Source organism: Streptomyces sp. NPDC023481 (genome assembly GCF_055560195.1).
Genome location: NZ_JBVHJE010000009.1, coordinates 261103 through 287998, shown reverse-complemented (window position 1 = coordinate 287998; position 26896 = coordinate 261103). Strand labels below are relative to the sequence as shown.

At 74.5% G+C, this 26896-nt stretch carries 22 protein-coding genes; 13 read left to right on the top strand and 9 right to left on the bottom strand.

From position 1 onward, the window contains the following. Positions 1-11: 11 nt before the first annotated feature. The 3 genes from ACZ3ZD_RS20020 to ACZ3ZD_RS20010 are packed head-to-tail and all read right to left on the bottom strand — an operon-like array spanning position 12 to position 3582. Entirely contained in the window at positions 12-1562 is a 1551-nt protein-coding gene (locus tag ACZ3ZD_RS20020) for an FAD-dependent oxidoreductase (RefSeq protein ID WP_467398969.1), read from the bottom strand. Then, complete coding sequence (locus tag ACZ3ZD_RS20015; protein ID WP_467398966.1) at positions 1559-2329, bottom strand: methyltransferase domain-containing protein; 771 nt, start codon at positions 2327-2329, stop codon at positions 1559-1561. The genes ACZ3ZD_RS20020 and ACZ3ZD_RS20015 overlap by 4 nt, the downstream gene beginning before the upstream one ends. Positions 2330-2376: 47 nt before the next feature. Beyond that, entirely contained in the window at positions 2377-3582 is a 1206-nt protein-coding gene (locus tag ACZ3ZD_RS20010) for a lycopene cyclase family protein (protein WP_467398964.1), read from the bottom strand. Positions 3583-3881: 299 nt separating this feature from the next. Here ACZ3ZD_RS20010 and crtI point away from each other — a divergent pair, with 299 nt between their 5' ends. The 9 genes from crtI (at position 3882) to ACZ3ZD_RS19965 (ending at position 14772) form a co-directional block, all read left to right on the top strand. Beyond that, positions 3882-5420: a phytoene desaturase family protein gene (crtI, locus tag ACZ3ZD_RS20005; protein ID WP_467398962.1), complete on the top strand. Its 1539-nt coding sequence runs from the start codon at positions 3882-3884 to the stop codon at positions 5418-5420. A gap of 82 nt (positions 5421-5502) precedes the next feature. After that, positions 5503-6507 carry a phytoene/squalene synthase family protein gene (locus tag ACZ3ZD_RS20000; RefSeq protein WP_467398960.1) on the top strand — a complete coding sequence of 335 codons (1005 nt, stop codon included), beginning with the start codon at positions 5503-5505 and terminating at the stop codon, positions 6505-6507. After that, on the top strand, positions 6504-7502 hold the full coding sequence (locus ACZ3ZD_RS19995) for a DUF5914 domain-containing protein (protein ID WP_467398958.1): 999 nt from the start codon (positions 6504-6506) through the stop codon (positions 7500-7502). Before ACZ3ZD_RS20000 ends, ACZ3ZD_RS19995 begins: the two co-directional genes overlap by 4 nt. 719 nt (positions 7503-8221) lie before the next feature. Beyond that, complete coding sequence (sbnA, locus tag ACZ3ZD_RS19990) at positions 8222-9169, top strand: 2,3-diaminopropionate biosynthesis protein SbnA (protein WP_467398955.1); 948 nt, start codon at positions 8222-8224, stop codon at positions 9167-9169. Positions 9170-9230: 61 nt separating this feature from the next. Next, positions 9231-10238: a 2,3-diaminopropionate biosynthesis protein SbnB gene (sbnB, locus tag ACZ3ZD_RS19985; protein ID WP_467398953.1), complete on the top strand. Its 1008-nt coding sequence runs from the start codon at positions 9231-9233 to the stop codon at positions 10236-10238. Then, on the top strand, positions 10235-12145 hold the full coding sequence (locus ACZ3ZD_RS19980; RefSeq protein WP_467398951.1) for an FAD/NAD(P)-binding protein: 1911 nt from the start codon (positions 10235-10237) through the stop codon (positions 12143-12145). The genes sbnB and ACZ3ZD_RS19980 overlap by 4 nt, the downstream gene beginning before the upstream one ends. Further along, the gene (locus tag ACZ3ZD_RS19975; protein WP_467398948.1) at positions 12142-13071 is read left to right on the top strand and encodes a homoserine O-succinyltransferase; all 930 of its coding nucleotides are present in this window, start codon (positions 12142-12144) and stop codon (positions 13069-13071) included. Before ACZ3ZD_RS19980 ends, ACZ3ZD_RS19975 begins: the two co-directional genes overlap by 4 nt. A 2-nt stretch (positions 13072-13073) precedes the next feature. Then, entirely contained in the window at positions 13074-13709 is a 636-nt protein-coding gene (locus ACZ3ZD_RS19970) for a LysE family translocator (RefSeq protein ID WP_467398946.1), read from the top strand. 112 nt (positions 13710-13821) lie between these two features. Next, the gene (locus ACZ3ZD_RS19965) at positions 13822-14772 is read left to right on the top strand and encodes a hydroxyacid dehydrogenase (protein WP_467398944.1); all 951 of its coding nucleotides are present in this window, start codon (positions 13822-13824) and stop codon (positions 14770-14772) included. On the opposite strand, the gene meaB is transcribed toward ACZ3ZD_RS19965, so the two are convergent. The 4 genes from meaB to ACZ3ZD_RS19945 form a co-directional block, all read right to left on the bottom strand. Then, on the bottom strand, positions 14769-15773 hold the full coding sequence (meaB, locus tag ACZ3ZD_RS19960) for a methylmalonyl Co-A mutase-associated GTPase MeaB (protein ID WP_467398941.1): 1005 nt from the start codon (positions 15771-15773) through the stop codon (positions 14769-14771). The genes ACZ3ZD_RS19965 and meaB overlap by 4 nt on opposite strands. 6 nt (positions 15774-15779) lie before the next feature. Continuing rightward, positions 15780-17954 (bottom strand): methylmalonyl-CoA mutase, encoded by a 2175-nt coding sequence (gene scpA, locus ACZ3ZD_RS19955; protein ID WP_467398939.1) that lies wholly within the window; start codon positions 17952-17954, stop codon positions 15780-15782. Beyond that, positions 17954-19768, bottom strand: coding sequence for a methylmalonyl-CoA mutase family protein (locus tag ACZ3ZD_RS19950; RefSeq protein WP_467398936.1), 1815 nt, complete (start codon positions 19766-19768; stop codon positions 17954-17956). Before ACZ3ZD_RS19950 ends, scpA begins: the two co-directional genes overlap by 1 nt. Before the next feature lie 171 nt (positions 19769-19939). After that, positions 19940-21670, bottom strand: coding sequence for a hypothetical protein (locus ACZ3ZD_RS19945; RefSeq protein WP_467399010.1), 1731 nt, complete (start codon positions 21668-21670; stop codon positions 19940-19942). A 267-nt stretch (positions 21671-21937) separates the two neighbouring features. On the opposite strand from ACZ3ZD_RS19945, the gene ACZ3ZD_RS19940 reads away from it, so the two are divergent. The 3 genes from ACZ3ZD_RS19940 to ACZ3ZD_RS19930 all read left to right on the top strand — a co-directional run bounded on the left by ACZ3ZD_RS19940 (position 21938) and on the right by ACZ3ZD_RS19930 (position 24368). Then, positions 21938-22327: a cell division protein SepF gene (locus tag ACZ3ZD_RS19940; protein WP_467398934.1), complete on the top strand. Its 390-nt coding sequence runs from the start codon at positions 21938-21940 to the stop codon at positions 22325-22327. Between the two features lie 151 nt (positions 22328-22478). Next, a complete protein-coding gene (locus tag ACZ3ZD_RS19935) occupies positions 22479-23687 on the top strand; it encodes an AAA family ATPase (protein ID WP_467398932.1) in 1209 nt (402 codons plus the stop codon). 195 nt (positions 23688-23882) lie between these two features. Beyond that, complete coding sequence (locus ACZ3ZD_RS19930; protein ID WP_467398929.1) at positions 23883-24368, top strand: DUF6099 family protein; 486 nt, start codon at positions 23883-23885, stop codon at positions 24366-24368. 60 nt (positions 24369-24428) lie between these two features. On the opposite strand, the gene ACZ3ZD_RS19925 is transcribed toward ACZ3ZD_RS19930, so the two are convergent. Further along, complete coding sequence (locus ACZ3ZD_RS19925) at positions 24429-24602, bottom strand: hypothetical protein (RefSeq protein WP_467398927.1); 174 nt, start codon at positions 24600-24602, stop codon at positions 24429-24431. A gap of 236 nt (positions 24603-24838) precedes the next feature. On the opposite strand from ACZ3ZD_RS19925, the gene ACZ3ZD_RS19920 reads away from it, so the two are divergent. Further along, a complete protein-coding gene (locus ACZ3ZD_RS19920; protein ID WP_467398925.1) occupies positions 24839-25762 on the top strand; it encodes an LLM class F420-dependent oxidoreductase in 924 nt (307 codons plus the stop codon). 119 nt (positions 25763-25881) lie between these two features. On the opposite strand, the gene ACZ3ZD_RS19915 is transcribed toward ACZ3ZD_RS19920, so the two are convergent. Next, entirely contained in the window at positions 25882-26838 is a 957-nt protein-coding gene (locus ACZ3ZD_RS19915) for a D-alanyl-D-alanine carboxypeptidase family protein (RefSeq protein ID WP_467398922.1), read from the bottom strand. Positions 26839-26896 lie beyond the last annotated feature (58 nt).

The following is a 26896-nucleotide window of genomic DNA, read 5'->3' as shown; positions in this document are numbered from 1 at the left end:
GGCGGATCCGGTCAACCGCGGCGGACCGGCCGCGCCGCCCACCGCAGGACGGCCGAGCGGCCCCCGTCGGGCACCGTCCACAGCGGGTGGCCGCGCAGCCCCCAGCGCCCCAGCAGCGCGTTGGCGGCGAGGAAACCGCTGGTGGCGGCGCGTTCCATCAGGGCCACCGGCAGATCCGTGCGCACCGCGTCGCCCGCGACGACCAAGCCCGGCACGGGCGTGCGCACGGTGGGCCGGTCGCCGTGCCCGCCGACCGGGAACAGCGGGCAGTCGGCCCGCCACTCGTGGCGGGCGTCCACGACACCGGCCCGGCGGGTCTCCGGGTACACGCGGTGCAGCGCGCCGAGCAACTCCCGCTGCCGGCGCTCCCGGTCGGTGTCGCCGGGCAGGGCGTAGGCGTGCAGTTCCACCACCGACCCGCCGGTGCGGGCGGCCCAGCGGGCGGCCTCGCCCTCCCAGCGGTCCAGGACGCTGACGTTGTCCAGCGTGCCGTAGCCGCTGGTGCCCAGGAAGCCGGGCCGGTCGCCGCGCACCGGCCGGTCCAGCCAGAGCCGGGAGACCAGGAACGGCGGCGCGGTGCGCAGCCGCGCGATCCGCTCGCGCCACGGCGCGCCCCCGAGGCCCGTGGAGCGGGCGACCAGGGCGCGCAGGGCGCCCGGGTCCGCGGCCAGCACCACGGCGTCGCAGCGCTCCTCCCCGCCGCCGGCGGCCACCGCGAAGCCGCCGCCGGTCAGCGCCGTCACCGCCTCGACCTCGGTCGCCGTGCGCAGCAGCGCCCCGCGGCGGGCCAGATATCCGGCGAGCGGATCCCACAGGGCCCGCGGGAACGGCTCGCCGGGCACGTCGAACAGCAGGCCCTCGGCCGAGCCGAGGAAGTAGATGTGGAACATCAGCGCCATCTCTGCCGCCGACAGCACGCGCGGGTCGGCGAAGAAGCTGCGGGAGAAGACCTCGAAGGCGAGATGCCGGGCCGCGGCCGGGAAGCGGATCTCCTCCAGGAAGTCGTGGGCGCTGGTCGCGTCCAGCCGGTCGTACACCTCCGGCACCCGCACGTCGAGCAGTCCGAGCGCGGCCCGGACGTTCAGCCGCGCCAGGTCGCGCCCCCGGAAGGAGGGGCTGAGCGCGGCGAACCCGAGCGCGCCGAACGGCGGGGTGCGCGGGACGTACCGGAAGCCGTCGCGGGCGCCGTCCGCGTGCCGCAGGGGGTAGTCGGGCAGGGCGGTGAGGCGGGACAGGGCCGGATCGGTGCGGCGCAGCAGGGCGCGCAGGTTGTAGTACTGGCGGAAGAAGGCGTGGAAGCCGCGGCTCATCGTGACCGTGCTGCCGTCGGCCAGCCGCGTGGGCCGGCCCGCCAGCCGGCCGCCGAGCACCTCCTCGCGCTCGTAGAGGGTGATCCGGACCCCGCGCTCGGCCAGCGCGGTCGCCGCGGTCAGCCCGGCGATGCCGCCGCCGACGACCACCGTGTGCGGGGCGCGGGCGGGGTCGGCGCGCAGGGCGCCGGGCGGCGCGGGCAGCAGCCGGGCCAGCCGGTCCCGGCCGGGGCGGGGGGCGCGCCGGGTCATCGGGCGGCCCCGCCCGGCTGCCCGGCGGCCGGCCGGCGGGCCACCACGGTGTGCGTGACGCCGGTCTGCCAGCCGGGCAGCGGCAGCACCCGCACCCGCTCGAAACCGGCCCGTTCGATCCGCCGGCCCAGCGCGTCGGCGGTGTCGAAGCCGAGGACTCCGCGCCACAGGTGGCGGTAGAGCGGCCCGTCCCCGAGCAGGGTGGCGACCGGCAGGACCAGTCCGCCGCACACCGCGGTCCACACGGCGCGGTGCACGGCCCGCCCGCTCAGCGCGTACTCGTGCACGGCGAGGCGGCCGTGCGGGGCCAGCAGCCGGTGGACGGCGGCGAGTACGGCGTCCGGGTCGGCGGTGTTGCGCAGCAGGTACGCGGCGAACACCGCGTCGAACGGGCCGTCCACCCCGGCCTCGGCCAGCCGCTCCACCGGGGCGTGCACGAAGCGCACCGGCCGGGGCCGGCGCCGGGCGGCGGCGCGCCGGAGCATGCCCGCCGAGGCGTCGACGGCGGTGATGTCCGCGCCGGGCAGTACGGCGGCCAGCGCGGCCGTGGACGCCCCGGTTCCGCAGCCCAGGTCCAGCACCCGCAGCCCGCTCCCGTCCGCCGGGAGACCGAGCCGCCGGACCGAACGGCGCAGATGGGCGTGGTACCCGGGGTTGGCGGCCACCAGGGTGTCGTAGCTGCGGGCGGCGCGGTCGAAGGCACGGGCCAGCTCGTCGCCGTGCAGGACAGGGGAGGCGGCCGGGGGCGTGGGGGGTGGCGGGGACATGGGCGGTGGCTCCGGGAGTCGGGCGGCGTGCGGTGGTGGCCGCGAGGTCAGGTGGGGGCGGGAGGGGTTCGGCGGGGGGTGAAGGGCAGGGTCAGGGCCGAGACGAGCATCGCGGCGGCCGGTACGTGCGCGCCGATGCCCAGGTCCTCCGCCAGGCCGGTGCGGCCGTCCAGGAAGCGCAGCAGCCGTGGCGCGGGCACGTGTGTGAACAGGCGGGTGAAGAGGGCCGGCCCGTCGACCCGGCCGCGGTCCAGGGCGTGCAGCAGGACGGCGTCCATGAGACGGGCGCGGGCGGGGTGCGGGCGGGGAGGCAGCGGACACCGCCCGCTGTGCAGGGCGGCGGCGACCGCGGCCGTCTGCCGCTGGACGGCGCTGAAGGTGTAGCCCGTCGAGGGGCGGGTCGCGCCGGCGCAGGCACCGATCCGGTACACGTCCGGCGCGGTCCGCCGGGGGAAACCCGCGTCGGTCATCGGGATCACGCCCTGCTCGCAGCCGGTGATCTCATACCCCGTCAGGCCCAGCACGCGCCGCGCGTAGTCCAACAGCGCCCGCTCGTACCCGGCACGGTCCCTCACCCGCCCGGAGAACTCCGTGTACTCCACCAGCGCCTCGCACGGGCCGACGGGCAGGACGTAGCCGAAGGACAGCCCCTGGGCCGGCTGCGGCGTGCGGAAGTCCATCAGCTCCACGACGGACGGCTCGAACACCGGCCGCGCGCTGCGCACGAACCAGCCGCGGAAGTGCTGGAGCAGCGTCGTACGGGCCGGTGGCAGGCGGTGCAGCGGGCGGGAGTCGAAGACCCGGCGGGCGCGCACGGCGACCGGCGTGCCGTCCGCGTGCCGGGCGTGCACCAGGGCGCCACCGCCGGGCAGCGGGGCGATACGGTCGACGGCCGCCTCGACCCGGGTGACCCGGCCGCCGCTCGCCGCCATCGCCCGGCCGGCCAGTTCCTCGAAGGCGTCGGAGCGGAGCATCTTGTAGCGCAGCGGGGCGATGCCGGCGGTCACGGCCGTGCCGTCGGCGCCGTGGACGCGCAGCCGCTGCCAGGAGGCGGTCAGGGCCCCGTCGTACGGGCCGCCGTCCGGTTCCCAGAAGCACCAGGTGCGCGGTGCGGCGCGGGCCGGGCCGGGCGGGGCTGCCAGCAGCACGGTGTCCAGGCGCCGGGCGTGCGCCGGGGGCCGGGCCAGCCGCAGCGCGAGCGACAGCCCCGCCGCGCCGGCCCCCACGACGGCCACATCGGCGTCCAGCTCCACGTCCCTCGCTCCTCTCGGGGCCGCCTTCCGCGTCCCGTGGTGTGACGAGCGTCCGGCCGACCGGACCGTACGGACGCGGCACCCGGCGTGTCGCGTGTCCCCGCCCCGCGGCGCACCACATCATCCGAACGGCGCAGCCGCTTCGGCGCCCTGGCGCGGAAGGGACATATGCAGGGGATGTCAGGACCGGCGAGAGGAACCGCGATGCGCTCCACCAGCACATGCACCGGCACCGGGCCGGTGCCCGGGCCGTTCGCAGGGATGCCGTTCGGTGCCGCGGGCCGCCCCGGAGGGGTCCGTTGAGCCGGGCCGTGCCAGGGCCCACCGACCACGTGGTGGTCGTCGGCGCCGGTCTGGCCGGCCTGTCCGCCGCCCTGCACCTGCTCGGCGCGGGCCGCCGGGTGACCGTGGTCGAGCGCGACGCCGGGCCCGGCGGACGCGCCGGCCGGATCGAGCGCGGCGGCTACCTGATCGACACCGGGCCCACCGTGCTGACCATGCCGGAGATCGCCGACGAGGCGTTCGCGGCGGTCGGCGCCTCGCTCCACGACCGCGTCGAGCTGATCGGGCTGCACCCGGCCTACCGGGCCCGTTTCGCCGACGGCAGCACCCTCGACGTGCACACCGACGCCGACGCGATGGAGGCGGAGGTGGAACGCTTCGCCGGGCCCGGTGAGGCCGCAGGCTACCGGGGCCTGCGGCACTGGCTGACCGAGCTGTACCGCGCCGAACGGCACCGGTTCCTCGACGCCGACTTCGACTCGCCCCGGCAACTGCTGGGGCCCGGCCTGCTCGCGCTGACTCTGCTCGGCGGCTTCGGCCGCTGGGAGGCCGCCGTCGCCCGGCACCTGCGCGACGAACGGCTGCGCCGCGTCTTCACCTTCCAGGCGCTGTACGCGGGGGTGCCCCCGGCACGCGCCCTGGCCGCCTACGCGGTCATCGCCTACATGGACACCGTCGCCGGCGTGTACTTCCCGCGCGGCGGCATGCACGCCCTGCCCCGTGCGATGGCCGAGGCCGCGGAGGAGGCCGGCGCGGCCTTCCACTACGGACACGCGGTCACCCGGCTGGAACGCTCCGGCGAGCGTGTCACCGCCGTGATCGCCGGCGAACTCCGCATCCCCTGCGACGCGGTCGTCCTCACCCCCGACCTGCCGGTCACCTACCGCCTGCTGGGCCGCATCCCGCGCCGCCCGCTGCGGCTGCGGCACGCCCCGTCGGCCGTGGTCCTGCACGCCGGCTGCGACCGTACCTGGCCCGAACTCGCCCACCACACCCTGTCCTTCGGCCGGGCCTGGCGGCGCACCTTCGACGAACTCACCCGCACCGGCGACCTGATGAGCGACCCCTCGCTGCTGATCACCCGGCCCACCGCGACCGACCCCGCGCTCGCACCGCCCGGCCGCCACCTGCACTACGTCCTCGCGCCCTGCCCCAACTCCGACATCGGGCCCCGCACCGCCGACTGGCCTTCCCTGGGACCGCGGTACCGCGACAGCGTGCTGCGGACCCTGGAGCACCGGGGGCTGGCCGGTATCGCCGCCGCGATCGAGGAGGAGTGCCTGGTGACCCCGTCGGACTGGGCCGCGCGGGGGCACGCGGCCGGTACGCCCTTCTCGGCGGCGCACACCTTCACCCAGACCGGCCCGTTCCGCCCCCGCAACCTGGTACGCGGCACGTCCAACGCCGTCCTCGCCGGCTGCGGCACGACCCCGGGCGTGGGAGTCCCCCCGGTCCTCCTGTCGGGCAGGCTGGCGGCCGCCCGCATCACGGGGACCGGCAGCACGACGTCCCGGCCGGCGGGAACGCCGGCCCACCAAGAAGGAGCCCGCGCGTGACCGGGACGCCGTACCACCGCCCGGATGCCGGCCGGTCCGGAAGCAGCCCCCGTACACCGGGCACTCCGCCGGAGAGTCGTCCATGACGGCGCGGGAGCTGGACGCCGCCGGCATCACCGACGCGGGCCTGCGTGCCGCCTACGCCCGGTGCCGGGAGCTGAACGCCCGGCACGGGCGCACCTACTTCCTCGCCACCCGGCTGCTCACCCCCGGCCGACGGCCCGCCGTACACGCCCTGTACGGCTTCGCCCGCTGGGCCGACGACATCGTGGACTCCCTCGACAGCACCGCCGGCCCGCAGGCCCGCGCCCGCGCGCTCGACCGGCTGGACGCCGATCTCGCCCGGGGCCTCGCCGGCGGCGCGGGAGCCGAGCCGGTGGTGCGGGCGCTCGCCGACACCGCCCGCCGCCATGCCATCGACCACCGCCACTTCGCCGACTTCCTCGCCGCCATGCGCAGCGACCTGACGACCGCCTCCTACGCCACCTACACCGACCTGCGCCGCTACATGCACGGCTCCGCCGCGGTGATCGGCCTGCAGATACTGCCGGTACTCGGCACGGTGGCACCCCGCCGGCAGGCCGAGCCGTACGCCGCCGAACTGGGCGTCGCCTTCCAGCTCACCAACTTCCTGCGGGACGTGGGGGAGGACCTCGACCGCGGACGCGTCTACCTCCCCGAGGACCTCCTCGCCGCCCACGGCGTCGACGGCGGCCTGCTCCGCCACTGCCGGGCCACCGGCCGTACCGAACCCCGGGTCGTGCGCGCGCTGCGGGAGTTCGCCTCGCTCACCCGCGCCGCCTACCGGCGCGCCGCCCCCGGCATCGACCTGCTCGACCCGGTCTCCCGGCCCTGCATCCGCACCGCGTTCGTCCTGTACGGCGGCATCCTCGACGCCGTCGCGGGCACCGGGTACGCCGTGCTGCACCGCCGCGCCGCGGTGCCCCGGCGGCGCCGGGCCCTGGTCGCCGCGGACGGCCTGGTACGACTGACGGCGGCCCGCACCGCCGCCCGCCTCTGCGGACGCAGCGCGCCACCACCCCCCGCACTCACGGAAGCCCACGCCGGCTGTGAGGAGGTCGCGTGAGGTTCCACCCCCGGCGGCTGCCCCTGCGCCTGCGCCGCGCCCCCGTCGCCTGGGAACAGCAGCGGCCCACCTGGCGTGAGGCCCGGCCCGCGTCGATCGCCGGCGCGCTCGAACGGGCCCGGGGCCGGCCCACCGGTAACTGGTATGTCGTCGGCGCCTCCCGCCACCTGCGTTCCGGTCGGCCGCTGGCCCGTACGGTCGCCGGACGGGAGGTCGTGCTGTGGCGGAACGGCGAGGGGCGGCCGGTGGCCGGGCCGGGAAGCTGCCCGCACCTGGGGGCGCCGCTCGGGGACGGCGCGGTGCGCTGCGGCACCCTGGTGTGCCGCTGGCACGGACTCGCCCTGGACGGCGGCCCGTTCGCCGGCTGGATGCCGTATCCGGCCCACGATGACGGCGTGTTGCTCTGGGTACGGCTGGACGCGGCCGGTGCGGAGGAACCCACCGGCCACCCGCCGGTGCCGGTGCGCCCCGCGGCGGCCGGGGCGTTGACCGCCGTGTACACCGGGGTGGGCCGGTGCGAGCCCGAGGACGTCGTCGCCAACCGGCTCGACCCCTGGCACGGCGCGTGGTTCCACCCGCACTCCTTCACCGACCTCACCGTGGTCCGGGCCCCCGGCCGGGGCGAGGACGGCGACGCGTTCACGGTGGACGTGTCGTTCCGGGTCGCCGGACGGCTGGTCGTCCCGGTGCGCGCGGAGTTCACCGCTCCGGGGCCGCGCACGGTGGTGATGCGGATCGTGCGGGGCGAGGGGGAGGGGTCCGTCGTGGAGACCCATGCCACCCCGCTCGGGCCGGACGCGCTGGGCCGGCCGCGCACGGCGGTCGTGGAGGCCGTCGTCGCCACCTCCGGCCGGACCGGATTCGCCGCGGCCCGCCACGCCGCCCCCCTGCTGCGCCCCCTGGTCCGGGCCGCCTCCGCCCGCCTGTGGCGCGACGACCTGGCGTACGCCGAGCGCCGCTGGACCCTGCGCTCGTCCGGTCGCCTGCCCGGCTGAGCGCACCGGGCGGCCGCGAGCCGGGGGGTGCCCGCAGGTGCCGGAGGGTTTCATCTCGTTGTCATAGACGCGTCACGGAGAGCGAGTTAGAGTTACCGGAAGATCACGCACCGCCGCTCCACCGGCCTCTGCGTGACGCACCGGCAACAGTATTGCCATTCCACGGGGGAAGGGGAAAGGCGTGCACGTCACGCGTGCGGTCGACGCACCGAGGGAAAGCCACTCCGGGCCATCGGGGGCATCGGTCCGCGAACAGACGGACGACCACTTAGCGTCCATCGACGCCCAGCCGCCCGCCCGAGTGAACTCCCGTCCCACTGACCGGAGTCGGCGGCTTCCACACCGCGCGGAGCGGTGTCCTCACGGCGCGGTCACCGCGCCGCGCCCAGGACCCGTCGCAGCCGGGGACGGCACCCCGGCCGCCCCGTGTCCGTACGCCCGTGCGCGTCTTCCACGCCGTCGCGCCGGGCGGCCCGTCGACGGGCCGGGCACGCACCACGGCTGAGGCCGCCCGCTCCTGACGTCCGGACCGGACGGCATGCGCGGGCACTCGGCCCTACCACCTCAAGGACCCACGTCCGCGGCATGTCCCGCGACGGCACCGCCCCATGTCCTCGGCCCGCCTGTGCCCGGCCGTGCCCGGGGCGTCGTCGGCGTGCCGTCGGCACCGCACCACTCGTACCACCTCCGTCACGCTCGACCGTTTCCGAAGGTGCTCGATGATCTTTCGCAATGCGTACGACCTGGTCCTCGACGACCTTTTCCTCGACCTGAGCGGTTTCATCCCCGGTATCGATCTCACGCTCAAGATCGAAGGCCTCAACCTCGCGGGGTCCATCAAACTGAAGGCGGCCGTGGGCCTGCTGGAGGACCTGGAGCACCGAGGCGTGCTCAAGCCCGGCGGCCGGGTCATCGAGTCCTCCTCCGGCAACCTCGGCATCGCGCTCAGCTCCGTCTGCGCGGCCCGCGGCTACCGGTTCACCTGTGTCGCGGACCCCAACACCGCGGCCACCAGCGTCCGTCTGATGCGGGCGTACGGCGCCGAGGTGGTCATCGTCGACCGCCGGGACGCCAACGGCGGCTTCCTCCAGTCCCGCATCGACCACATCCACGCCCGGCTGGCCGAGGACCCCGGCCTGGTGTGGCCCAACCAGTACGCCAACGAGGCCAATCCGCAGGCCCATTACCGGCGCACCGCCCCGGCCCTGCTCAAGGAGCGCGAGGTCGACGTCCTCTTCGTCGGCGCGGGCACCACCGGCACCCTGCGGGGCTGCGCCGAGTACTTCCGCGAGCACTCTCCCGGTACCCGCATCGTCGCGGTCGACACCGCCGGTTCGGTCACCTTCGGCTCCGCCCCGGCCCGCCGGCACATCCCCGGCCTGGGCACGAGCCGGCGCCCGGAGATCTTCCGGGACGGACTCGTGGACGAGGTCGTCATGGTGCCCGAGGGCGAGGCGGTGCGCATGTGCCGGCGGCTCGCCACCGGGCGGGGGATCCTCACCGGCGGCTCCACCGGTTCGGTGCTCGCCGCGGTCGAGACCCGCCACCGCGACATCCCCGAGGGCGCCTCGGTGGTCGCCATCAGCCCGGACCTCGGCGAGCGCTACCTCGACACGATCTACGACGACGACTGGGTCGGCGAGCGCTTCGGCGCCGTCGACGACTGACCCGGACCCCGTCGCCGTCCGCCCCACCACGCACCACGCACCAGAGACAGAAGGAGCCACCATGTTCGAATTCGATGTCGTCAACGGCCGTACCGTCCGGGACATCGTCCGCGACGGCCGCCGGGACATCGTCCGGGTCGTGCGCGACACCTACCTGGCCCACCACGCCGGGCGTTCCGTGAACCCGGACAGCTACTTCCTGCGCTTCCCGGAGAAGCCGGCGGACCGGATCATCGCCCTGCCCGCCTACCTCGACGGCGAGCGCGAGGTCGCCGGCATCAAGTGGATCGCGAGCTTCCCGGCCAACATCGAACGCGGCATCCCCCGCGCCTCGGCCACGCTCGTCCTGAACGACGCCGAGACCGGCTACCCGTTCGCGCTCCTGGAGGCCTCCCAGATCAGCGCCGCCCGCACCGCCGCCTCCGCCGTCCTGGCGGCGGACGTCCTCACCGGCGGGCGCAAGGGCGGCCGGCTCGCGGTGGTGGGCGCGGGCATCATCGCCCGCAACATCCTGGAGTTCTTCCACGCCGAGCAGTGGACGTTCGACCAGGTCGCGGTGTACGACCTGAGCCAGGAGTACGGCACGGCCCTGGCGGCCCACGCCACCGAGCGGCTGGCCTACCCGGCGTCCTACGCCGAGACCCTCGAGGAGGCCGTGTCCGGCGCCGACGTGGTCGTCTTCGCGACCACGGCCGGTGAGCCGTACGTCCTCGAACCCGACGCCTTCGCGCCCGGGCAGATCGTCCTCAACATCTCCCTGCGGGACATCGGCCCCGAACTCATCGTCGGCTCCTACAACGTGCTGGACGACGTCGACCACTGCCTGAAGGCCAACACCTCCCCGCACCTGGCCGAACAGAAGTACGGCAACCGGGACTTCGTCACCGGCACCCTCGCCGAGGTCATCAACGGCGAGGCCACCGTCGGCACCGACAAGCCGGTCGTCTTCTCGCCCTTCGGCCTGGGCGTCCTGGACCTCGCCGTGGGCCTCGAAGTGCACCGCGTGGCCGCCGAGTCCGGCCGCGTCACCGCCATCGCCGACTTCTTCGGGGAGACCGAGCGGTGGTGACGACTTCCCTCCAGCAGACCGCGGCCGCGGGCACCGTCGGCATCATCGGCCTGGGCTCGCGCGGCATCGGCGTCCTCGAACGCCTCGTCACCCGCGCCGCACGGCCGGACTGGGCCGGGCGCCGGCTCGTCGTCGACGTGGTGGACCCGGACGGCACCGGCGTCGGCATCCACACCGTGGACCAGCCCGACCACCTGCTGCTCAACACCGTCTGCGCGCAGGTGAGTCTCTTCCCCGACGAGTCCACGGTCGGCGCGGCCGTCGGCGACCAGGGGCCCGACCTGTACACCTGGGTGACGGACCGGGGCCTGAAGGTGGGCGAGGACGGCTACACGCTCGGCGCCGAGGGCCGGTCGGTACGGCCGGACGACTACCTGCCCCGGCGGGTGCTCGGCGAGTACCTCGCCTGGTTCCTGCGGCGCCTCCTCGACCGCGTCCCCGACCACGTGGAGATACGTTTCCACCGCGCCACGGCGACCGGCCTCACCGCCGGCCCGGACGACTCCCGGGAGATCACCCTGGACACCGGCGAGACCCTGCGGGTGGACACGGTCTTCCTCACCACCGGCCACACCCCGCCGGCCGACCCGGCCCCCGGGGCACCGGGCGCGTCCCGGCGCATCCACGCGATCTACCCGCCCGCCCGGGCCTTCGCGGACGTCACCGCCGGCCAGACCGTCGCCCTCGGCGGCACCGGCCTGTCCGCCATGGACGTCCTCGCCTCGCTCACCCTCGGCCGGGGCGGCCGGTACGAGGCGGCCGACGGCGGCCTGCGCTACCTGCCCAGCGGACGCGAGCCGCGCGTCCTGCTGTTCTCCCGGACCGGCATCCCCTTCCGGGCCCGGCCCGCCGCCAACCGCACCGGCGGACCGTACCGGCCGGTGGTGTTCACCGCCGAGGCCCTGGACCGCCTGCGCGCCTGCGCGGACGGCCGCCCGCTGAGCCTGCACGGCGACCTGCTCCCGCTGATCCGCACCGAGATGCGCATCGCCTTCCACCGCCGCGGCACCGCCCTCGCCCGGGGCACCGACGCCGAGGACACCCTGACGGCGCGGCTCCGCACGGCGGCGGACACGGGAACCCTGGACGACGAGCTGCGCGCCCTGGACCGGGAACACGCCGAGCGGTTCGGCCACTTCGACCCCCAGGAGCTGCTCTTCCCCGACACGGCCGCCTTCGACTCCAGCGACGCCTACCAGAAGTGGTACGAGGAGCGGCTGCGGTCGGACCTGGTGGAGGCACGGCTCGGTCTCGGCGGCAGTCCCACCAAGGCCGGCCTGGAGGTGCTGCGCGACCTGCGCGACGTCGTCCGCCACGCTGTCGACTTCGGCGGCCTGGACGAGGACTCCCACGACGAGTTCTACGGCTCCTTCACCGCCACCCTCAACCGCTCGGTGACCGGCCCGCAGCTCGACCGGCACGAGGAGCTGCTCGCCCTGCTGGAGGCCGGGATCGTCAGCGTCCCCTTCGGGCCCGCGCCGCGCGTCGAGTGGGACGGGACGGCGTGGCGGATCTCCTCCACCGGTCTCGACACCGGCCACAGCGCACCGGCCGACTGGCTCGCCTACGCCACGTCGGGCCAGCCCGACGTGGAGGCGACCGGCAGCCCGCTGCTGGCGGACCTCGTGTCCGGCGGGCGGATCCGCCGGCACCGCCCCGGCGCCCGCAGCAGCCGCGGTGTCGACATCACGGCGGACCAGCACCCCGTCGCCGCCGACGGCCGGCCCGACCGGAAGGTCCGCGTCCTCGGCCCGCTCTGCGAGGGGGCCACCTTCTACAACCACTACGTGCCCTCGCCCGGCGGCCGCAACCGCGCACTGGCGGACGCCGACCGGTGCGTCACCGCCGTACTGGCCGAACTCGCCGCCGCCACCGAGCCCGAGACCACCAGGAGCACCGCGCCGTGACCCTCATCGTCGCCACCCGGATCGACGCCGTCGGACAGCTCGCCGAGGAAGGCGTCACCGTCACCGTCGAGCCCCGCGGGACCGGCACGCCGGCCCCGGCCGTCGAACTCGCCATCCTCAACCTGATGCCGGACAAGCCGGTCACCGAGACCCAGCTGCTGCGCCTGCTGTCCGGCACCGGCCTGCCCGTCCGCGTCACCCTGCTGCGCCCCCGGGACCACACCTCCAAGAGCACACCCGAGGCGTACCTGAAGGAGCACTACCTGACGCACGAGGACGTCGCCGGCCGCCGTTTCGACGCCCTGATCGTGACCGGCGCCGCCGTCGAGCTGCTGCCCTTCGAGCAGGTGACGTACTGGGACGAGCTGCGCGGCATCATGGACTGGGCCGAAAAGCACGTCACCTCCGCCCAGTACGTCTGCTGGGGCGCCCAGGCCGCGCTGTACCACCGCTACGGCATCCCCAAGCACGAGCTGCCCGGCAAGCTGTTCGGCAACTTCCCGAACACGCTCACCGACCCCTCCTCCCCGCTCCTGGCGGGCTTCGAGCCGGTCGTGACGGTGCCCCAGTCCCGGCACACCGAGAACCGCCGCGCCGACTTCGAGAGAACCGGGGAGCTGCGGATCCTGGTGGAGTCGCCCGAGTCCGGGGTGCACATCGCCGTCGGCCGGGACGGCCGGGAGCTGTACGTCTCCGGGCACCCCGAGTACGACCCCGACACGCTGCTGCGGCAGTTCCGCCGCGACCAGGCCAAGGGCGCGGACATCGCCCTTCCGGCCAACTACTTCCCCGGCGACGATCCGTCGGCGGCCCCGGTGGAGAACTGGCAGGATGCCGGACGGCTCTTCTACCGCAACTGGCTGCGCGGTCTCACGCGCGACGGAATCCCCCTGGCCGACATCACGGCCGAGAAGTCAGGAGTGTAAGCGTGTCGGTTCTGCAGTCACTGGTCTCGTTCGCCCTGGTGTCGGCCCTGCTGGTGATCATGCCGGGCGTGGACACCGCACTGGTCATCCGCAACACGGTGGCGCGCGGGCGGCTCCACGGGTTCATCACCGGCGTGGGTGTGGGCGTCGGCGCCGTCATCTGGGGCGGGGCGATCGCGGTGGGCATCGGCGCGCTGCTGGACGCCTCCGAGACGGCGTACACCGTGTTCCGGATCGTCGGCGCCGCCTACATGGTCTGGCTGGGCATCGGGCTGTGGCGCTCGGCCCGGGCCATCGGCGCGGGACAGGAGAAGGACACCGAGCTGGAACCGGAGTCCGCCTCGCTGTGGCGCTCCTTCGGCCGGGGCATGCTCAACAACCTGGCCAACCCCAAGGTCGGTGTCTTCTACGGCGCCACCATCCCGCAGTTCATCCCGTCCGGCGCGTCCCCCGCGCTCATGGGCACCGCGCTGGCCGGCGTCAACGCGCTGGAGGCGGTGATCTGGTACGGCCTGATCAGCCTCGGCGCCCACGGCCTGCGCACCTGGATGAAGCGCCGCACGGTCCGCCGCAACGTCGACGCCACAGCGGGCACCGTCATGATCGCCTTCGGCATCGTGATGGCGGTCGAGAGCTGAGCCGCGGCACCGGGGCGGCCGGGGGCGGCGACCGCGTTCCCGCCCCCGGCCACCCCGGACGCACGGCACTCCCGCACCGCCCCGCAGCCCCACACCCGCTAGGGAGAATCCGATGACTTCCCGTGTTGTCCTGGTCGCCGACCCGCTGCCGGCCACCGCCCTGGAGCGCCTCGGCCCGGAGTACGAGATACGCCACTGCGACGGCGCCGACCGCGCGCGGCTGCTGGCCGCCGTGACCGACGCCGACGCCCTCCTGGTCCGCAGCGCCACCACCGTGGACGCCGAGGTCCTCGCGGCCGCCCCGCGGCTCGCCGTCGTCGGCCGGGCCGGGGTCGGCATCGACAACATCGACGTCGCCGCCGCCACCGAGGCCGGTGTCGTCGTGGTCAACGCCCCGGCCGCCAACGTCGTCAGCGCCGCCGAACTGACCTGCGGGCTGCTGCTGGCGGCGGCCCGTGACATCCAGAGCGCCGGCACGGAGGTGAAGTCCGGCATCTGGAAGCGCAGCACCCACGTCGGCACCGAACTCGCCGGCAAGACCCTGGGGATCGTCGGGCTCGGCCGCATCGGGCTGGCCGTGGCCCGGCGCATGGCCGCCTTCGACATGACGGTCCTCGGCCACGACCCCTACGCCACGGCCCAGACGGCGGACCAGCACGGCATCAAGCCGGTGCCCCTGGAGGAACTGCTGTCCCGCTCCGACTTCATCACCGTCCACGTCCCGCGGACGCCCCGGACCGTCGGCCTGATCGGCGAGGCCGAACTCCGCCTGGTCAAGCCCACGGCCTACCTCGCCAACGTCGCCCGCGGCGGCATCGTGGACGAGGCGGCCCTGTACACGGCCCTGCGCGAGTCCCGGCTCGCGGGCGCCGCCCTGGACGTCTTCGACGACGAGCCGTGCACCGACTCGCCCCTCCTCGGACTCGACAACGTGACGGTGACCCCGCACCTGGGCGCCAGCACCCGGGAGGCCCAGGAACGCGCGGCGACGGACGTCATCCGCGCGCTCCTGCAGACCCTCGACGGCGAGAGCGCCCCCGAGGCCCTCAACGCCCTCCGCTAGTCCGGGGATGAGGGCGGTGTACGGCCCTCGAAGGCCGCCAGGATGCGTTCCGCCGCCAGGGTCGCCGTCAACCGGCCCTCCCTGACCTGCCGTTCGAGGTCGGGGGCGGTCGCGCGGACCACCGGGTCGGAGTGCAGCCGGCCCAGGAGCTCGTCCCGGACCATCGCCCAGGTCCAACCCACCTGCTGGTCCCGCCGTTTGCCGGCCAGCCGGCCCGTCGAGTCCAGCAGCGCCCGGTGCTGTTCCAGGCGCTCCCAGACCGTGTCCAGGCCGGTCGACTCGCGGGCGCTGCAGTGCAGCACCGGCGGGGTCCAGAAGGCGTCCCTGCCGTGCATCAGCCGCAGCGCGCCCGCCAGTTCCCGCGCGGCGGCCCGGGCGTCGCGCTCGTGCGGGCCGTCCGCCTTGTTGACGGCGATCACGTCGGCCAGCTCCAGGACGCCCTTCTTGATGCCCTGGAGCTGGTCGCCGGTGCGGGCGAGGGTGAGCAGCAGGAAGGAGTCGACCATCTCCGCGACCGTCGTCTCCGACTGGCCGACGCCGACGGTCTCCACGAGGATCACGTCGTAGCCGGCCGCCTCCATCACCACCATCGACTCCCGGGTGGCCTTGGCGACCCCGCCCAGCGTGCCCGCGCTGGGGGAGGGGCGGACGAACGCGTCCGGGTCGACCGCCAGGCGCTCCATCCGGGTCTTGTCGCCCAGGATGGAGCCGCCGGTGCGGGTGGAGGAGGGGTCGACGGCGAGGACCGCCACCCGGTGGCCCAGCGAGGTCAGCATCGTGCCGAACGCGTCGATGAACGTCGACTTGCCGACACCGGGCACCCCGCTGATGCCGATCCGCCGCGCCCGGCCGCTGTGCGGCAGCAGCTCGGTGAGCAACCGCTGCGCCAAAACCCGGTGTTGCGCGCGGGTCGACTCCACGAGCGTGATGGCGCGGGCCACCAGGGCCCGCCTGCCGTCGAGCACGCCCTTCACATAGGTGTCGAGATCGATCGCGGCCATGCGGGGCTACAGGTCGTGGCCGAGGTCGGCCGCCAGTCGCCGCACCAGGTCGTGGGCCGCGTCCGGGATCACCGTCCCGGGCAGGAACACCTCGGCCGCGCCCATCTCCCGCAGCGTCGGCACGTCCTGCGGCGGGATGACACCACCGACCACGATCATGATGTCGTCCCGGCCCTCCTCGGCGAGCTTCTCCCGCAGCGCCGGGACGAGCGTGAGGTGACCGGCGGCCAGCGAGGACACCCCGACCACGTGCACGTCCGCCTCGACCGCCTGCCGGGCGACCTCCTCCGGCGTCTGGAACAGCGGGCCGACGTCGACGTCGAAACCGAGGTCGGCGAAGGCGGTCGCGATCACCTTCTGGCCGCGGTCGTGGCCGTCCTGGCCCATCTTGGCGACCAGGATGCGCGGCCGGCGTCCCTCGGCCTCCTCGAACGCGTCCACCAGGGCCCGGGTGCGGTGCACGTTCGCGGACTCCCCTGCCTCGTTGCGGTACACACCGGAGATCGTACGGATCTGGCTGGCGTGCCGCCCGTACACCTTCTCCAGGGCGTCCGAGATCTCACCGACCGTCGCCTTCGCGCGGGCCGCCCGCACCGCCAGCTCCAGCAGGTTGCCGGTGCCGTCGGCGGCCCGGGTGAGCGCGTCCAGCGCGTCACGGCACGCCGTCTCGTCCCGCTCCTCCCGCAGCCGGCGCAGCTTCTCGATCTGCTGGGCGCGCACGGAGGAGTTGTCGACCTTGAGGACCTCGATCTGCTCGTCGTTCTCCACCCGGTACTTGTTCACGCCGATCACCGGCTGGCGTCCCGAGTCGATCCGGGCCTGGGTGCGGGCCGCGGCCTCCTCCACGCGCAGCTTCGGGATGCCGGCGTCGATGGCCTGCGCCATGCCGCCCGCCTGCTCCACCTCCTGGATGTGCTGCCAGGCCTTGCGGGCGAGGTCGTACGTCAGCCGCTCCACGTACGCGCTGCCGCCCCACGGGTCGATGACCCGGGTGGTGCCCGACTCCTGCTGGATGAGCAGCTGGGTGTTGCGGGCGATGCGCGCCGAGAAGTCCGTCGGCAGGGCGAGCGCCTCGTCGAGGGCGTTGGTGTGCAGCGACTGGGTGTGGCCCTGGGTCGCCGCCATCGCCTCCACACACGTACGCGTGACGTTGTTGAACACGTCCTGCGCGGTCAGCGACCAGCCCGAGGTCTGCGAATGGGTGCGCAGCGACAGCGACTTGGCGTTCTTCGGGTCGAACTGCGCGACCAGCCTGGCCCACAGCAGCCGGGCCGCCCGCATCTTCGCGATCTCCATGAAGAAGTTCATGCCGATCGCCCAGAAGAACGACAGCCGGGGCGCGAACGCGTCCACGTCCAGGCCCGCCTCCCGGCCCGCCCGGATGTACTCCACACCGTCCGCGAGCGTGTACGCCAGCTCCAGGTCGGCCGTCGCACCCGCCTCCTGGATGTGGTAGCCGGAGATGGAGATGGAGTTGTAGCGGGGCATCCGCTGCGAGGTGTACGCGAAGATGTCGGAGATGATCCGCATCGACGGCTTCGGCGGATAGATGTAGGTGTTGCGGACCATGAACTCCTTCAGGATGTCGTTCTGGATGGTCCCGGCCAGCTTCTCGGGCGGTACGCCCTGCTCCTCCGCCGCCACGATGTACAGCGCCAGCACCGGCAGCACCGCGCCGTTCATCGTCATCGACACCGTCATCCTGTCCAGCGGGATGCCGTCGAACAGCTGGCGCATGTCGTAGATCGAGTCGATGGCCACGCCCGCCATGCCGACGTCACCCGTCACCCGCGGGTGGTCGCTGTCGTAACCCCGGTGCGTGGGCAGGTCGAAGGCGACCGACAGGCCCTTCTGGCCGGCCGCCAGGTTGCGCCGGTAGAACGCGTTGGACTCCTCCGCGGTGGAGAAGCCCGCGTACTGGCGGATCGTCCAGGGCTGGTTGACGTACATCGTCGGGTACGGGCCGCGCAGGTACGGCGCGATGCCCGGGTAGGTCCCCAGGAAGTCCAGGCCCTCCAGGTCACGCCCGGTGTACAGCGGCTTGACCCCGATGCCCTCCGGGGTCTCCCATACCGGCTCCGCGCCCCCGGTGGCCCGCTTCAGGGCCGCACGCCACTCGTCCTCGGTGCCGTCGGTGACCGGGGTCCCCAGCTCGATGCCGGAGAAGTCGGGGATTCCCATCAGGACACTCCCATGCGGTCGAGGGTCGCGGAGAGGACGTCGACGGCGTCGCAGCCCGCGAAGACGTAACTGTCGATGCCGGGATGGTCGCCCCGGCCCGCCAGGAACACGTGCCGGGCGCCGGCCGCGCGCAGCGACTCGGCGGCCTGCCCGGCCTGTTCGGCGTAGAGCGCGTCGCTGGAGCACAGCACGGCCTCGGTCGCGCCGCTGTCCTCGAAGCCGCCGCCGGTGACCGGTTCGATGCCGCCGGCCTGGAAGAGGTTCGCGGCGAAGGTCGCGCGGGCGGTGTACTCGGCGGGGGAGCCGAGCGTGGCCAGGAAGATCCGGGGCCGGGCGCCGGTCGCCGCCAGATGGGCGTCGGAGCGGGCGCGCAGCTCCTCGTACGCCTCGTCGCGGCGCACCCGCGGCAGACCGCCGGACGGCGGCTCGGGCGCGGGCTCGCGCTCCACCGGCTTCTCGGCCAGCAGCGGGAACTCGCTGACCCCGGTGACGGGTTCGCGGCGCTTGGCGAGCTTCTTGGAGCGCTCCGCCCAGGTCGTCGCCAGGTCGGTGCGCAGCCGGCCGGAGCGCAGCACGGCCGCCTGGCCGCCGTCGCGCTCGACCGACCGGAAGAACCGCCAGGCGGCCTCGGCGAGTTCGTCCGTCAGCCGCTCGACGTACCAGGAGCCGCCCGCCGGGTCGATGACCCGGGCCAGGTGGGACTCCTCGATCAGGATGGTCGAGGTGTTCCGGGCGATCCGCCGGGCGAACGCGTCGGGCAGCCCGAGCGCGTGGTCGAACGGCAGCACGGTCACGGAGTCGGCGCCGCCCACCCCCGCGGCGAGCGTCGCCACCGTCGTGCGGAGCATGTTCACCCACGGGTCGCGGCGGCTCATCATCACCGGCGAGGTCACCGCGTGCTGCACCTGCGCGCCCGCCTGCGGCGCCCCGCTCACCTCGGCGACCCGCGCCCACAGCCGGCGCGCCGCGCGCAGCTTGGCGATGGTCAGGAACTGGTCGGCGGTGGCCGCGTAGCGGAACTCCAGCTGGGCGACGGCCTGTTCCACGCCCAGCCCGGCCTCGGTCAGCTCCCGCAGATAGGCCACACCGGTGGCCAGCGAGGCACCCAGCTCCTGCGCCGCCGAGCCGCCCGCCTCGTGGTACGGCAGCGCGTCCACGGTCAGCGCGCGCAGCCCCGGGTACCCCTCGGCGCAGCGCGCGGCCAGCGCGGCGTACGGCGCGAAGTCCAGCGGGGTCCCGGTGCGGGCCTCGTAGCCGAGCGGGTCGCCGCCCAGGTTGCCGCGCACGGCCCCGGCGGCCACGCCCCTCTCCTCGCACAGCCCGAGCAGCGCCTCGGCGGCCCGCTCGGTGTCGCGGCCCGCGTCCAGGACGACCGGCGCCAGGTCGAGGTAGACGCCGTCGAGTGCGCGGCCCAGCTCGGAGACCGGGATGCCGCCCTCGCCCAGCACCAGCCACAGGGAGGTGCCGCCGTTCTCCAGGTCGGTGAGGACGGCGTCCGCCGTGCCGCCGGCCAGTGCCGTGTGCCGCTGCCGTACGCCCCAGCCGCCCGTGAGGGAGCCCTCCGGCCGGCTGCCCCGCACGAAGGGGGCGAAGCCCGGCAGTCCGGGGTCGGGCGCGCCGTCGCGCGCGGTGTACAGGGGCCGGGTGCGCAGCCCGTCCTCCAGCGTCGTGGACAGGGCGTCCTCGGCTGCCGCGCCGGAAAGTTCCTTGCCCGACTTGCGCAGCACGCCCTCGACCAGGCGTTGCCACTGCTCGTGTGTCGCGTCAGGGAACTCGGCGGCCAGTGAGAGCCCGTCGTCAGGCAGGACCGTCATGCTCGGATGCTAGGGCAGGCGGCTCACACCGAGGTGGAGCGGACGCTGTGAGGTTTCTCTTCTTGCGGTGGTGACCTGTGCCGCTCCGGCTCGGCGCGGCCCGCCCGGCGGCCCGGTGGACCCGGTGAACGCGGCCCCCGTGCCGCACCGCCCGCCCGGCCGCGCGGCGCCTCACCCGTGCGACGGCCCGGTGACCAGTTCCGCCCGGCGCAGGTCCAGGGTGGACAGCGTCTGCGGGCCTCCCGTGAAGGCCCGCAGCCGGAGCTGGGCGCTCTTCCTCGTCGGCACCGTGAAACCGCCCGACGGGGCCCGCAGCTCCACGGTCGCCGTGGTGTGCGCGGCGAGCGTGGCCGGGCCGCGCACCCGGGACCAGTACCGGCTCATGCCCTGGCTGGTGGTGACCATGTAGTGCGGGGTGAGCGCGGTGCCGCCGGTGTTGGCGACCCGCACGGTCAGCCGGGACAGCGTCTGCGCCGACGTGTGCCGGACCGCCGTGACGTCCATCCGCAGCGGCGGCTTCCCGGTCGCCGCCAGGGCCGCGCTGACCAGCGCCGGCGCCAGCAGCACCCCGACGGCCGCGGCCAGCGCGGGCCGGCGGCGCGGCCCGGTCAGCGGGCGCGGCCGCGGCTGCCAGGCGTGGGCGAACTCCGGCAGCGGCGCGGTGACCGCCGCCGCCAGCCACAGCGGGGTCATCATCAGGTAGTAGCCGTCCTGGGACCGGGTCGCCAGGTAGAACGCGCACCAGGGCAGCACGGTCGCGGCCGGCCCGAGCCGCCGGACGAACAGCACGAACACCGCCAGCAGGGCGGCGGCGAGCAGCACGCTCGCGTGGCCGTACCAGTCCAGCCGGTCGCTGCCGTGGGTGAAGTACAGCGAGACGTCCACCAGGCCCTGGCCGTGCAGCACCGCGCCCTGGGTCAGCGGCAGGGCGATGCCCGCGAGCCAGCGGCCCGGCTCGGTCACGGCGAGGTACGCGTTCAGCAGCAGCCAGGTGAGCACCGCGATGCCCACGATCCGCAGCACCACCCGCGCCGCCGCCCGCCGGCCCAGCTCGCCGCGCCGCACGGCGTAGATCCCGGCCAGCAGGAACGGCGTGACGAACCACGGCAGCTGCTGGGCCGCGCACGCGGCGCCGAGACACGCGGCCCGCGCCACCCCGGCGGCGCCCAGCCGGCCGCGCGCGCCCAGCCGGGGCCAGCGCACCACCACCGGCACCAGCAGCGCCAGGGCGACGATCGCCGGATAGCCCTGCCGGGCGTACCCCGGCAGGAAGCCGAAGCCCAGGCAGACCATCGTCGCCGCCGAACGCCACGGCACCGGCAGCAGCCGCCACAGCACCACCGCGGCCGTCACCAGCGCCGCCGTCGCCACCGCCGTCGCCGGGGCGCCACCGTGGCCCAGCCACAGCAGCGGGGCGGTGAGCAGCGGCATGAGCGGGGGATAGCCGTACGTCAGGTCGTACCCGCCGTCTATGGTCGGCGTCAGCGCGACGTGCCTGGCCTGGAACAGCCAGGGCCACGGCTGCCCGTACACCGGGTGGCCCGCGGCGAGTTCCCGCGCGGCCTGGGTGGTCAGGGCCGCCTCGTCGCCGCCGGCGTGGTTCAGCGTCCACGCGCACAGGACGAGGGTGACCGCGGTGGCCAGGACCACCAGGTCCAGGCGGGCCAGCGAGCGGGTACGGCGGACCGTCAGGGCGAGCACGCCGGTCACCAGGATCGAGGCGTAGCAGACCGAGACGGCCCCGGCGAGGACCAGCCGGTGCGTGACAGCCTGGGTCCACAGCGAACGGGTGCCGATGAACAGGCTCACGTCGGCGAGGAGCGTCAGCACGCGATGCCACTGTGCGGGACTGTCCGGGACCTGGGGGGTGGTACCCGGGACGGCGGACACCGCCGACAGCATCCGCCGACCGGGTGTCACCTGCTGTGTTTCTGCCAAGTGCACGGCACGGGACGCTATCGGTGCCGAGTGAGCGGGGCGCGGAGGGCGGTGAAGAGTCGGGTATGAGCCCGGTAAGAAGCGGGCGATTATGGATATATGACTCCGATCGGGGTGGAGGAGGGGCCGCCGGGCCGGTCGCGGACCGTGTCGCTGTTGGGCCGAACGGGTGACTTGGCGTAAGAATTGGCTGGTGCAGGCATCTAGTGCGAGTCAGGTCGGGGGGAGCCGGTGAGCCGTTACGACGTCACCGATGAACAGTGGGAAGGGCTCGCCCAGGTCGTGCCGCTGCGGGGCCGGGACTCCTGGCCGTCCGCGGTGGACCACCGCTCGCTGCCCGACGCCGAGACCGAGACCCGGCGCCGGTTCGTGGTCCTGCGCGTCAACGTCTTCGCGGACGCCCGGGAGGTCGCCGAGACCCTGATGGCGGGCGTGCCGGTGCTGCTGGACCTGTCCGGCGCGGAGGGCGACGTCGCCAAGCGCGTCCTCGACTTCAGCACCGGTGTCGTCTTCGGGCTGGGCAGCGGGATGCACCGCGTCGACCGCAACGTCTTCCTCCTCACCCCGCCGGGCACCGAGGTCAGCGGCCTGATGGAGGGCGCGGGGCTCTCGGGCGGGTGAGGGGCCGGGGCGGCGGAGTGCGCGCCGGGTGCCGGGTGACCGGGTGTCCCGGCGGGTGAGCGGGAGCCAGCGGGGCGGGGTGTCCCCCGATCGTAGGAACGTCCCGGCGCCGAAACGGTTTCCCGTGGGGGCGCGGTCCTACGGTCCGCCTATGGCCGTGCCCTCCCCGCCCTCCGTGTCCGCTGAGCCGCCGCCGGCCGACGCGTCCCCCGCCACCATCGCCCCCGCGCAGGTCTCCGCCTCCCCGGATGTCCGGTCCCGGATCACCGAGTTACGGCTGTCGGCCTTCGCCGGGCACCGGCGGGCCGCGTTCCCGCTGGGTCCTGTCACCGTGTTCGCGGGGCCCAGCGGGTCCGGCAAGACCACCGCGTTCGCCGCCTACGAGGCGCTGGCCCGGCTCGGTGGCGGCGCCCCGCTCACCGAGGCGTTCCCGGACCCGGTCGCCTGCGTGCCGGAGCGGGCCCGGCCCGACGCCGAGCGGCGCCGGGGCTTCCGGATCGGCTGTACGGCCGACGGCGCCCAGGGCCCGGTCCGGCTCGACATCGCCGTCCAGGCCGAACCGTACCTGCGGATCGTGGGGGAGCGGCTGACCGCGCGCGGGGTCGTCCTGCTGGAGACCGCGCTGCGCGACCCCGGGCGCCGGACCGTCCAGGCCGCCTGGCACACCGCGGGTGCCGCCCCCGTGACCCGCGCCCCGCTCCCCGACGACCTGCTGGGCACGGCCCTGCTGCCGCTGCGGGTGGCCGGCAAGACGGACGGCCAGCGGCATGTGCTCGCGGCGGCCGAGCAGATGGTCGTCGCCCTGCGCTCCGTCTTCCCCTGCGACCCCCGCCCGGAGGGCATGCGCCTGCCCGTCCCCACCGGTTCCGGCCGGCTGCTGCCCGGCTGCGACAACCTCGCCGACGTGCTGTGGCGCACCCGCGCCGAGTGCACCCGGCGGCACGGCCGGCTGGTCGAGGCGCTGCGCGCGGGGTGCGCCGGCCCGGTGACCGACCTCGTCGCCGAGCCGCTGGCCGACGGCACGGTACGGGCGCTCCTCGACCGCGGCGACGGCCGGCGCACCGCACTCGCCCGGCTCGGCGAGGGGGAGCTGCGCTACCTCGCGCTGACGCTGGTGCTGCTGACCGGTCCGGGCGTGCTCGCCATGGACACCCCGGGCGAGGTGCCCGACGCCCTGCGCAGCCTCACCGTCCTCGCCGACGGTTTCGACCGTGCCCTGGACCCCCGCCAGCGCCGGGAGTTGCTGCACCTGGCCGCCCGGATGGGCGAGCGCGGGCACGTCCGCTGCGTGGCCGCGGTACAGGACGCGTCCTGGGCCGACGGGACGCCCGGGATCACGGTGGTCCGCCTCACGCCGTGACGCCGCGCGGGGAAGGCGGCGGACGTCCGCATCATGGTGACGGTGAGTAGTCGAAATCTCCGTCGAATCCGAATTGTTGTCCACAGATTTCCCCCTACCTCTGGCTTTTCGCCCGACGGACCCTCACTCTGGGTAGTGGACACGGGAGTTCACGCAGCCGTGCGGAACGGCGCGGCGGACGGACGGGGGCATCCTATGGATGCGGTACGGCTCATCCTCACGAGCAGGCGCGCACTGGCGGGCGGCGCGGACACGGCGGAGATGATGGCGGAGGTGTGGCAGGCGCAGGCCCTGGCGCAGGCGATCGGCAGCCGGCTCGCGGTCTCCGGTCCGCCGGAACTGCGCGGCGAGGCACTGGGGCTGACGGAGCTGGCGGGCCGGGGCTGCGGGGTCCTGGACCCGCCCGAACTCGACCCGGGTGACCTGCGCGCCGCCCAGCTGACCCGGCTGGACGACGCCCGCGAGACCCTGCTCTGCCTCGACGGCCTGCTCGGAGAGGTCGGCATAGCCCTGGTCGGCATGGCCAGCGCCGCGGCCGACGAGACGACGTACTGGCAGTGCATGGAGGCCATCGACGCCGCCGACATGTCCCGCGACCGCGTCCTGGAGATGCTGCGCAAGCTGGCGGCGAGAGAGGAGAGGCTGCCGGAGGACGCCCAGGACAGCCCGTCGGGGGTGTGAGGGAGCGGGCGGGCCGGTGCGGGGTCGGCGGAGCCGAGCCGCCCGGTGCGCCGGGGGCGTTCAGCCCGTCTCGGTGGACGGGGTCGTCGTGGCCGGTGCCGCTGTGTCGGTCTGCGGGCGCGTCAGGGCCGACAGGTCCGCGTTCAGGGCCGCCATCAGCTCTTCCATCTGCTCCAGCAAGCCCTTCGGCCGACCGGCGGAGCCTCCCTGTGGGGGAACGGTCTCTTCGGACATGACGGCCTCCTCGGCCCCGGCCCGGCCGGTCCGGCGCGTTGGCGCGTGACGGCGTCCACCGTCCGGCGCGGGTGCCGGACGGTCCGGCTCCGACGGCCCAAGGATCACCACCGGGGCCGGTCACTGGCCCGAGGCGAGGCCGGTGCGCGCAGCGGGCGCTTTTCACCCGACCGGGGACAGCCACGCCGGGCGGCACCGGCTCGGTTGACGCGGCCGGCGCCGTGCAGGATAGGTGTATGCACCTTCGAATCTTCACCGAACCCCAGCAGGGCGCTTCCTACGACACCCTGCTCACCGTGGCCAAGGCCACCGAGGATCTCGGGTTCGACGCCTTCTTCCGCTCCGACCACTACCTCCGCATGGGTGCCGTGGACGGCCTGCCCGGCCCCACGGACGCCTGGATCACGCTGGCCGGCCTGGCGCGCGAGACCAGGCGCATCCGCCTCGGCACCCTGATGACCGCCGGCACCTTCCGGCTGCCCGGCGTGCTCGCCATCCAGGTCGCCCAGGTCGACCAGATGTCCGGCGGCCGGGTCGAACTCGGCCTCGGCGCGGGCTGGTTCGAGGAGGAGCACAAGGCGTACGGCATCCCGTTCCCGAAGGAGAAGTTCGCGCGGCTGGAGGAGCAGCTCGCGATCGTCACCGGGCTGTGGGCGACCGAGGTCGGCAAGACCTTCGACTTCCACGGCACGTACTACGACCTCACCCAGTCGCCGGCGCTGCCCAAGCCCGCCCAGCGCAAGGTCCCGGTGCTCATCGGCGGCCACGGCGCGGTCCGCACCCCGCGGCTCGCCGCCCGGTACGCCGACGAGTTCAACATCCCGTTCGCCTCGGTCGAGGACAGCGAGCGGCAGTTCGGCCGGGTGCGGGCCGCCGCGGCGGAGGCGGGCCGGCCCGCGGACGACCTGACGTACTCCACCGCGCTCGTGGTCTGCGTCGGCAGAAACGACCAGGAGGTCGCCCGGCGGGCCGCCGCGATCGGCCGTGAGGTGGACGAGCTGAAGGCCAACGGACTGGCCGGTTCCCCTGCCGAGGTGGTCGACAAGATCGGCCGGTACGCCGAGATCGGCGCCCAGCGGCTCTACCTCCAGATGCTGGACCTCGACGACCTGGACCACCTGGAGCTGATCGCTGGCGAGGTCCAGTCCCAGCTGTCGTAGCCCCGGCGGCAACGCCGGCCGACCCCCTCGCCCCGCACCGGCCGGGGGCGGCGGCGCCTTGACACCGGCCGACGCCCACGGGGGTCGCCGGGGGGATCCGGGGATCCCCCCGGCGAGGCTCAGCCGCGCTGAGTGAACCCGTAGTCGAGGATCTTCGTCGCGTCCTTGAACCGCTGGTCCGCCGACGTGTCCGCGAGGATCGTGCCCACGACCGTCTTCGTGCCGCGGGTGGCCGCGAACACCAGGCAGAACTTCGCCTCCGGACCGGAGCCGGTTTTCACACCGAACGCGCCCCGGTAGGTGCTGAGCAGCTTGTTGGAGTTGTTCCACGGCGTCATGGCGTGCGTGCCGCCGGCGGGCCGGTAGGACTTCATGTCGTCGTAGACCTTCGTCCCGACGACCTTCTTGAACGTCTTGTTCTTCAGCGCGACCCCGGCCAGCTTGGCCAGATCGCGCGGCGAGGAGTAGTTCTTGCCGTTGGACACCCCGTCGAAGGAATCGAAGTGGGTGTTCTTCAGGCCGAGTTCCCGCGCCTTGGCGTTCATCCTGGCGATGAACGACGTGGCGCGCTTCGCCGTCGTGGAGCCCGTGCCGTAGGTGTCCGCCAGCGCGTAGGCCGCGTCGCAGCCCGACGGGAGCAGCAGGCCGTACAGCAGGTCGCCGACCGACATCGAGTCGCCGAGGATCAGGTTGGCGCTGGAGTAGCGCTGCCGGCCCGTGACCGGGTCGATGACGTAGTCGGTGTACTCCTTCTTGATCTTCACCTTCTTCGCGAGGTTCACGTTCCGCTGCGACAGCACCACCAGCGCCGTCATGATCTTGGTCGTGGAGCCGGTGCGCAGCCGTCCGTCCGGCGCCTTGCCGAAGAGCTGCTTCCCGGTGGCCGGGTTCATGGCGTACGCGCCCTGGGCCGACACCTGCGGCGCCGCCGCGGCGGAGCGCGGGGCGGAGGCCGCGGCCGGCGTCGTCGCCGCCTGGGCGGGAGCGGTCGTCAGCACGCCGGCGCCGAGGACGGCTCCGGCCGTCAGCGCGACGGCGGCTCTGCGGCGACCGCGGATTGCCTGGCGGTGGGTCATGGGTTCCCCCTTGTGTCACTGGTCATCTGACGGGGGCTCACTCCATCAGGTTCGGGAC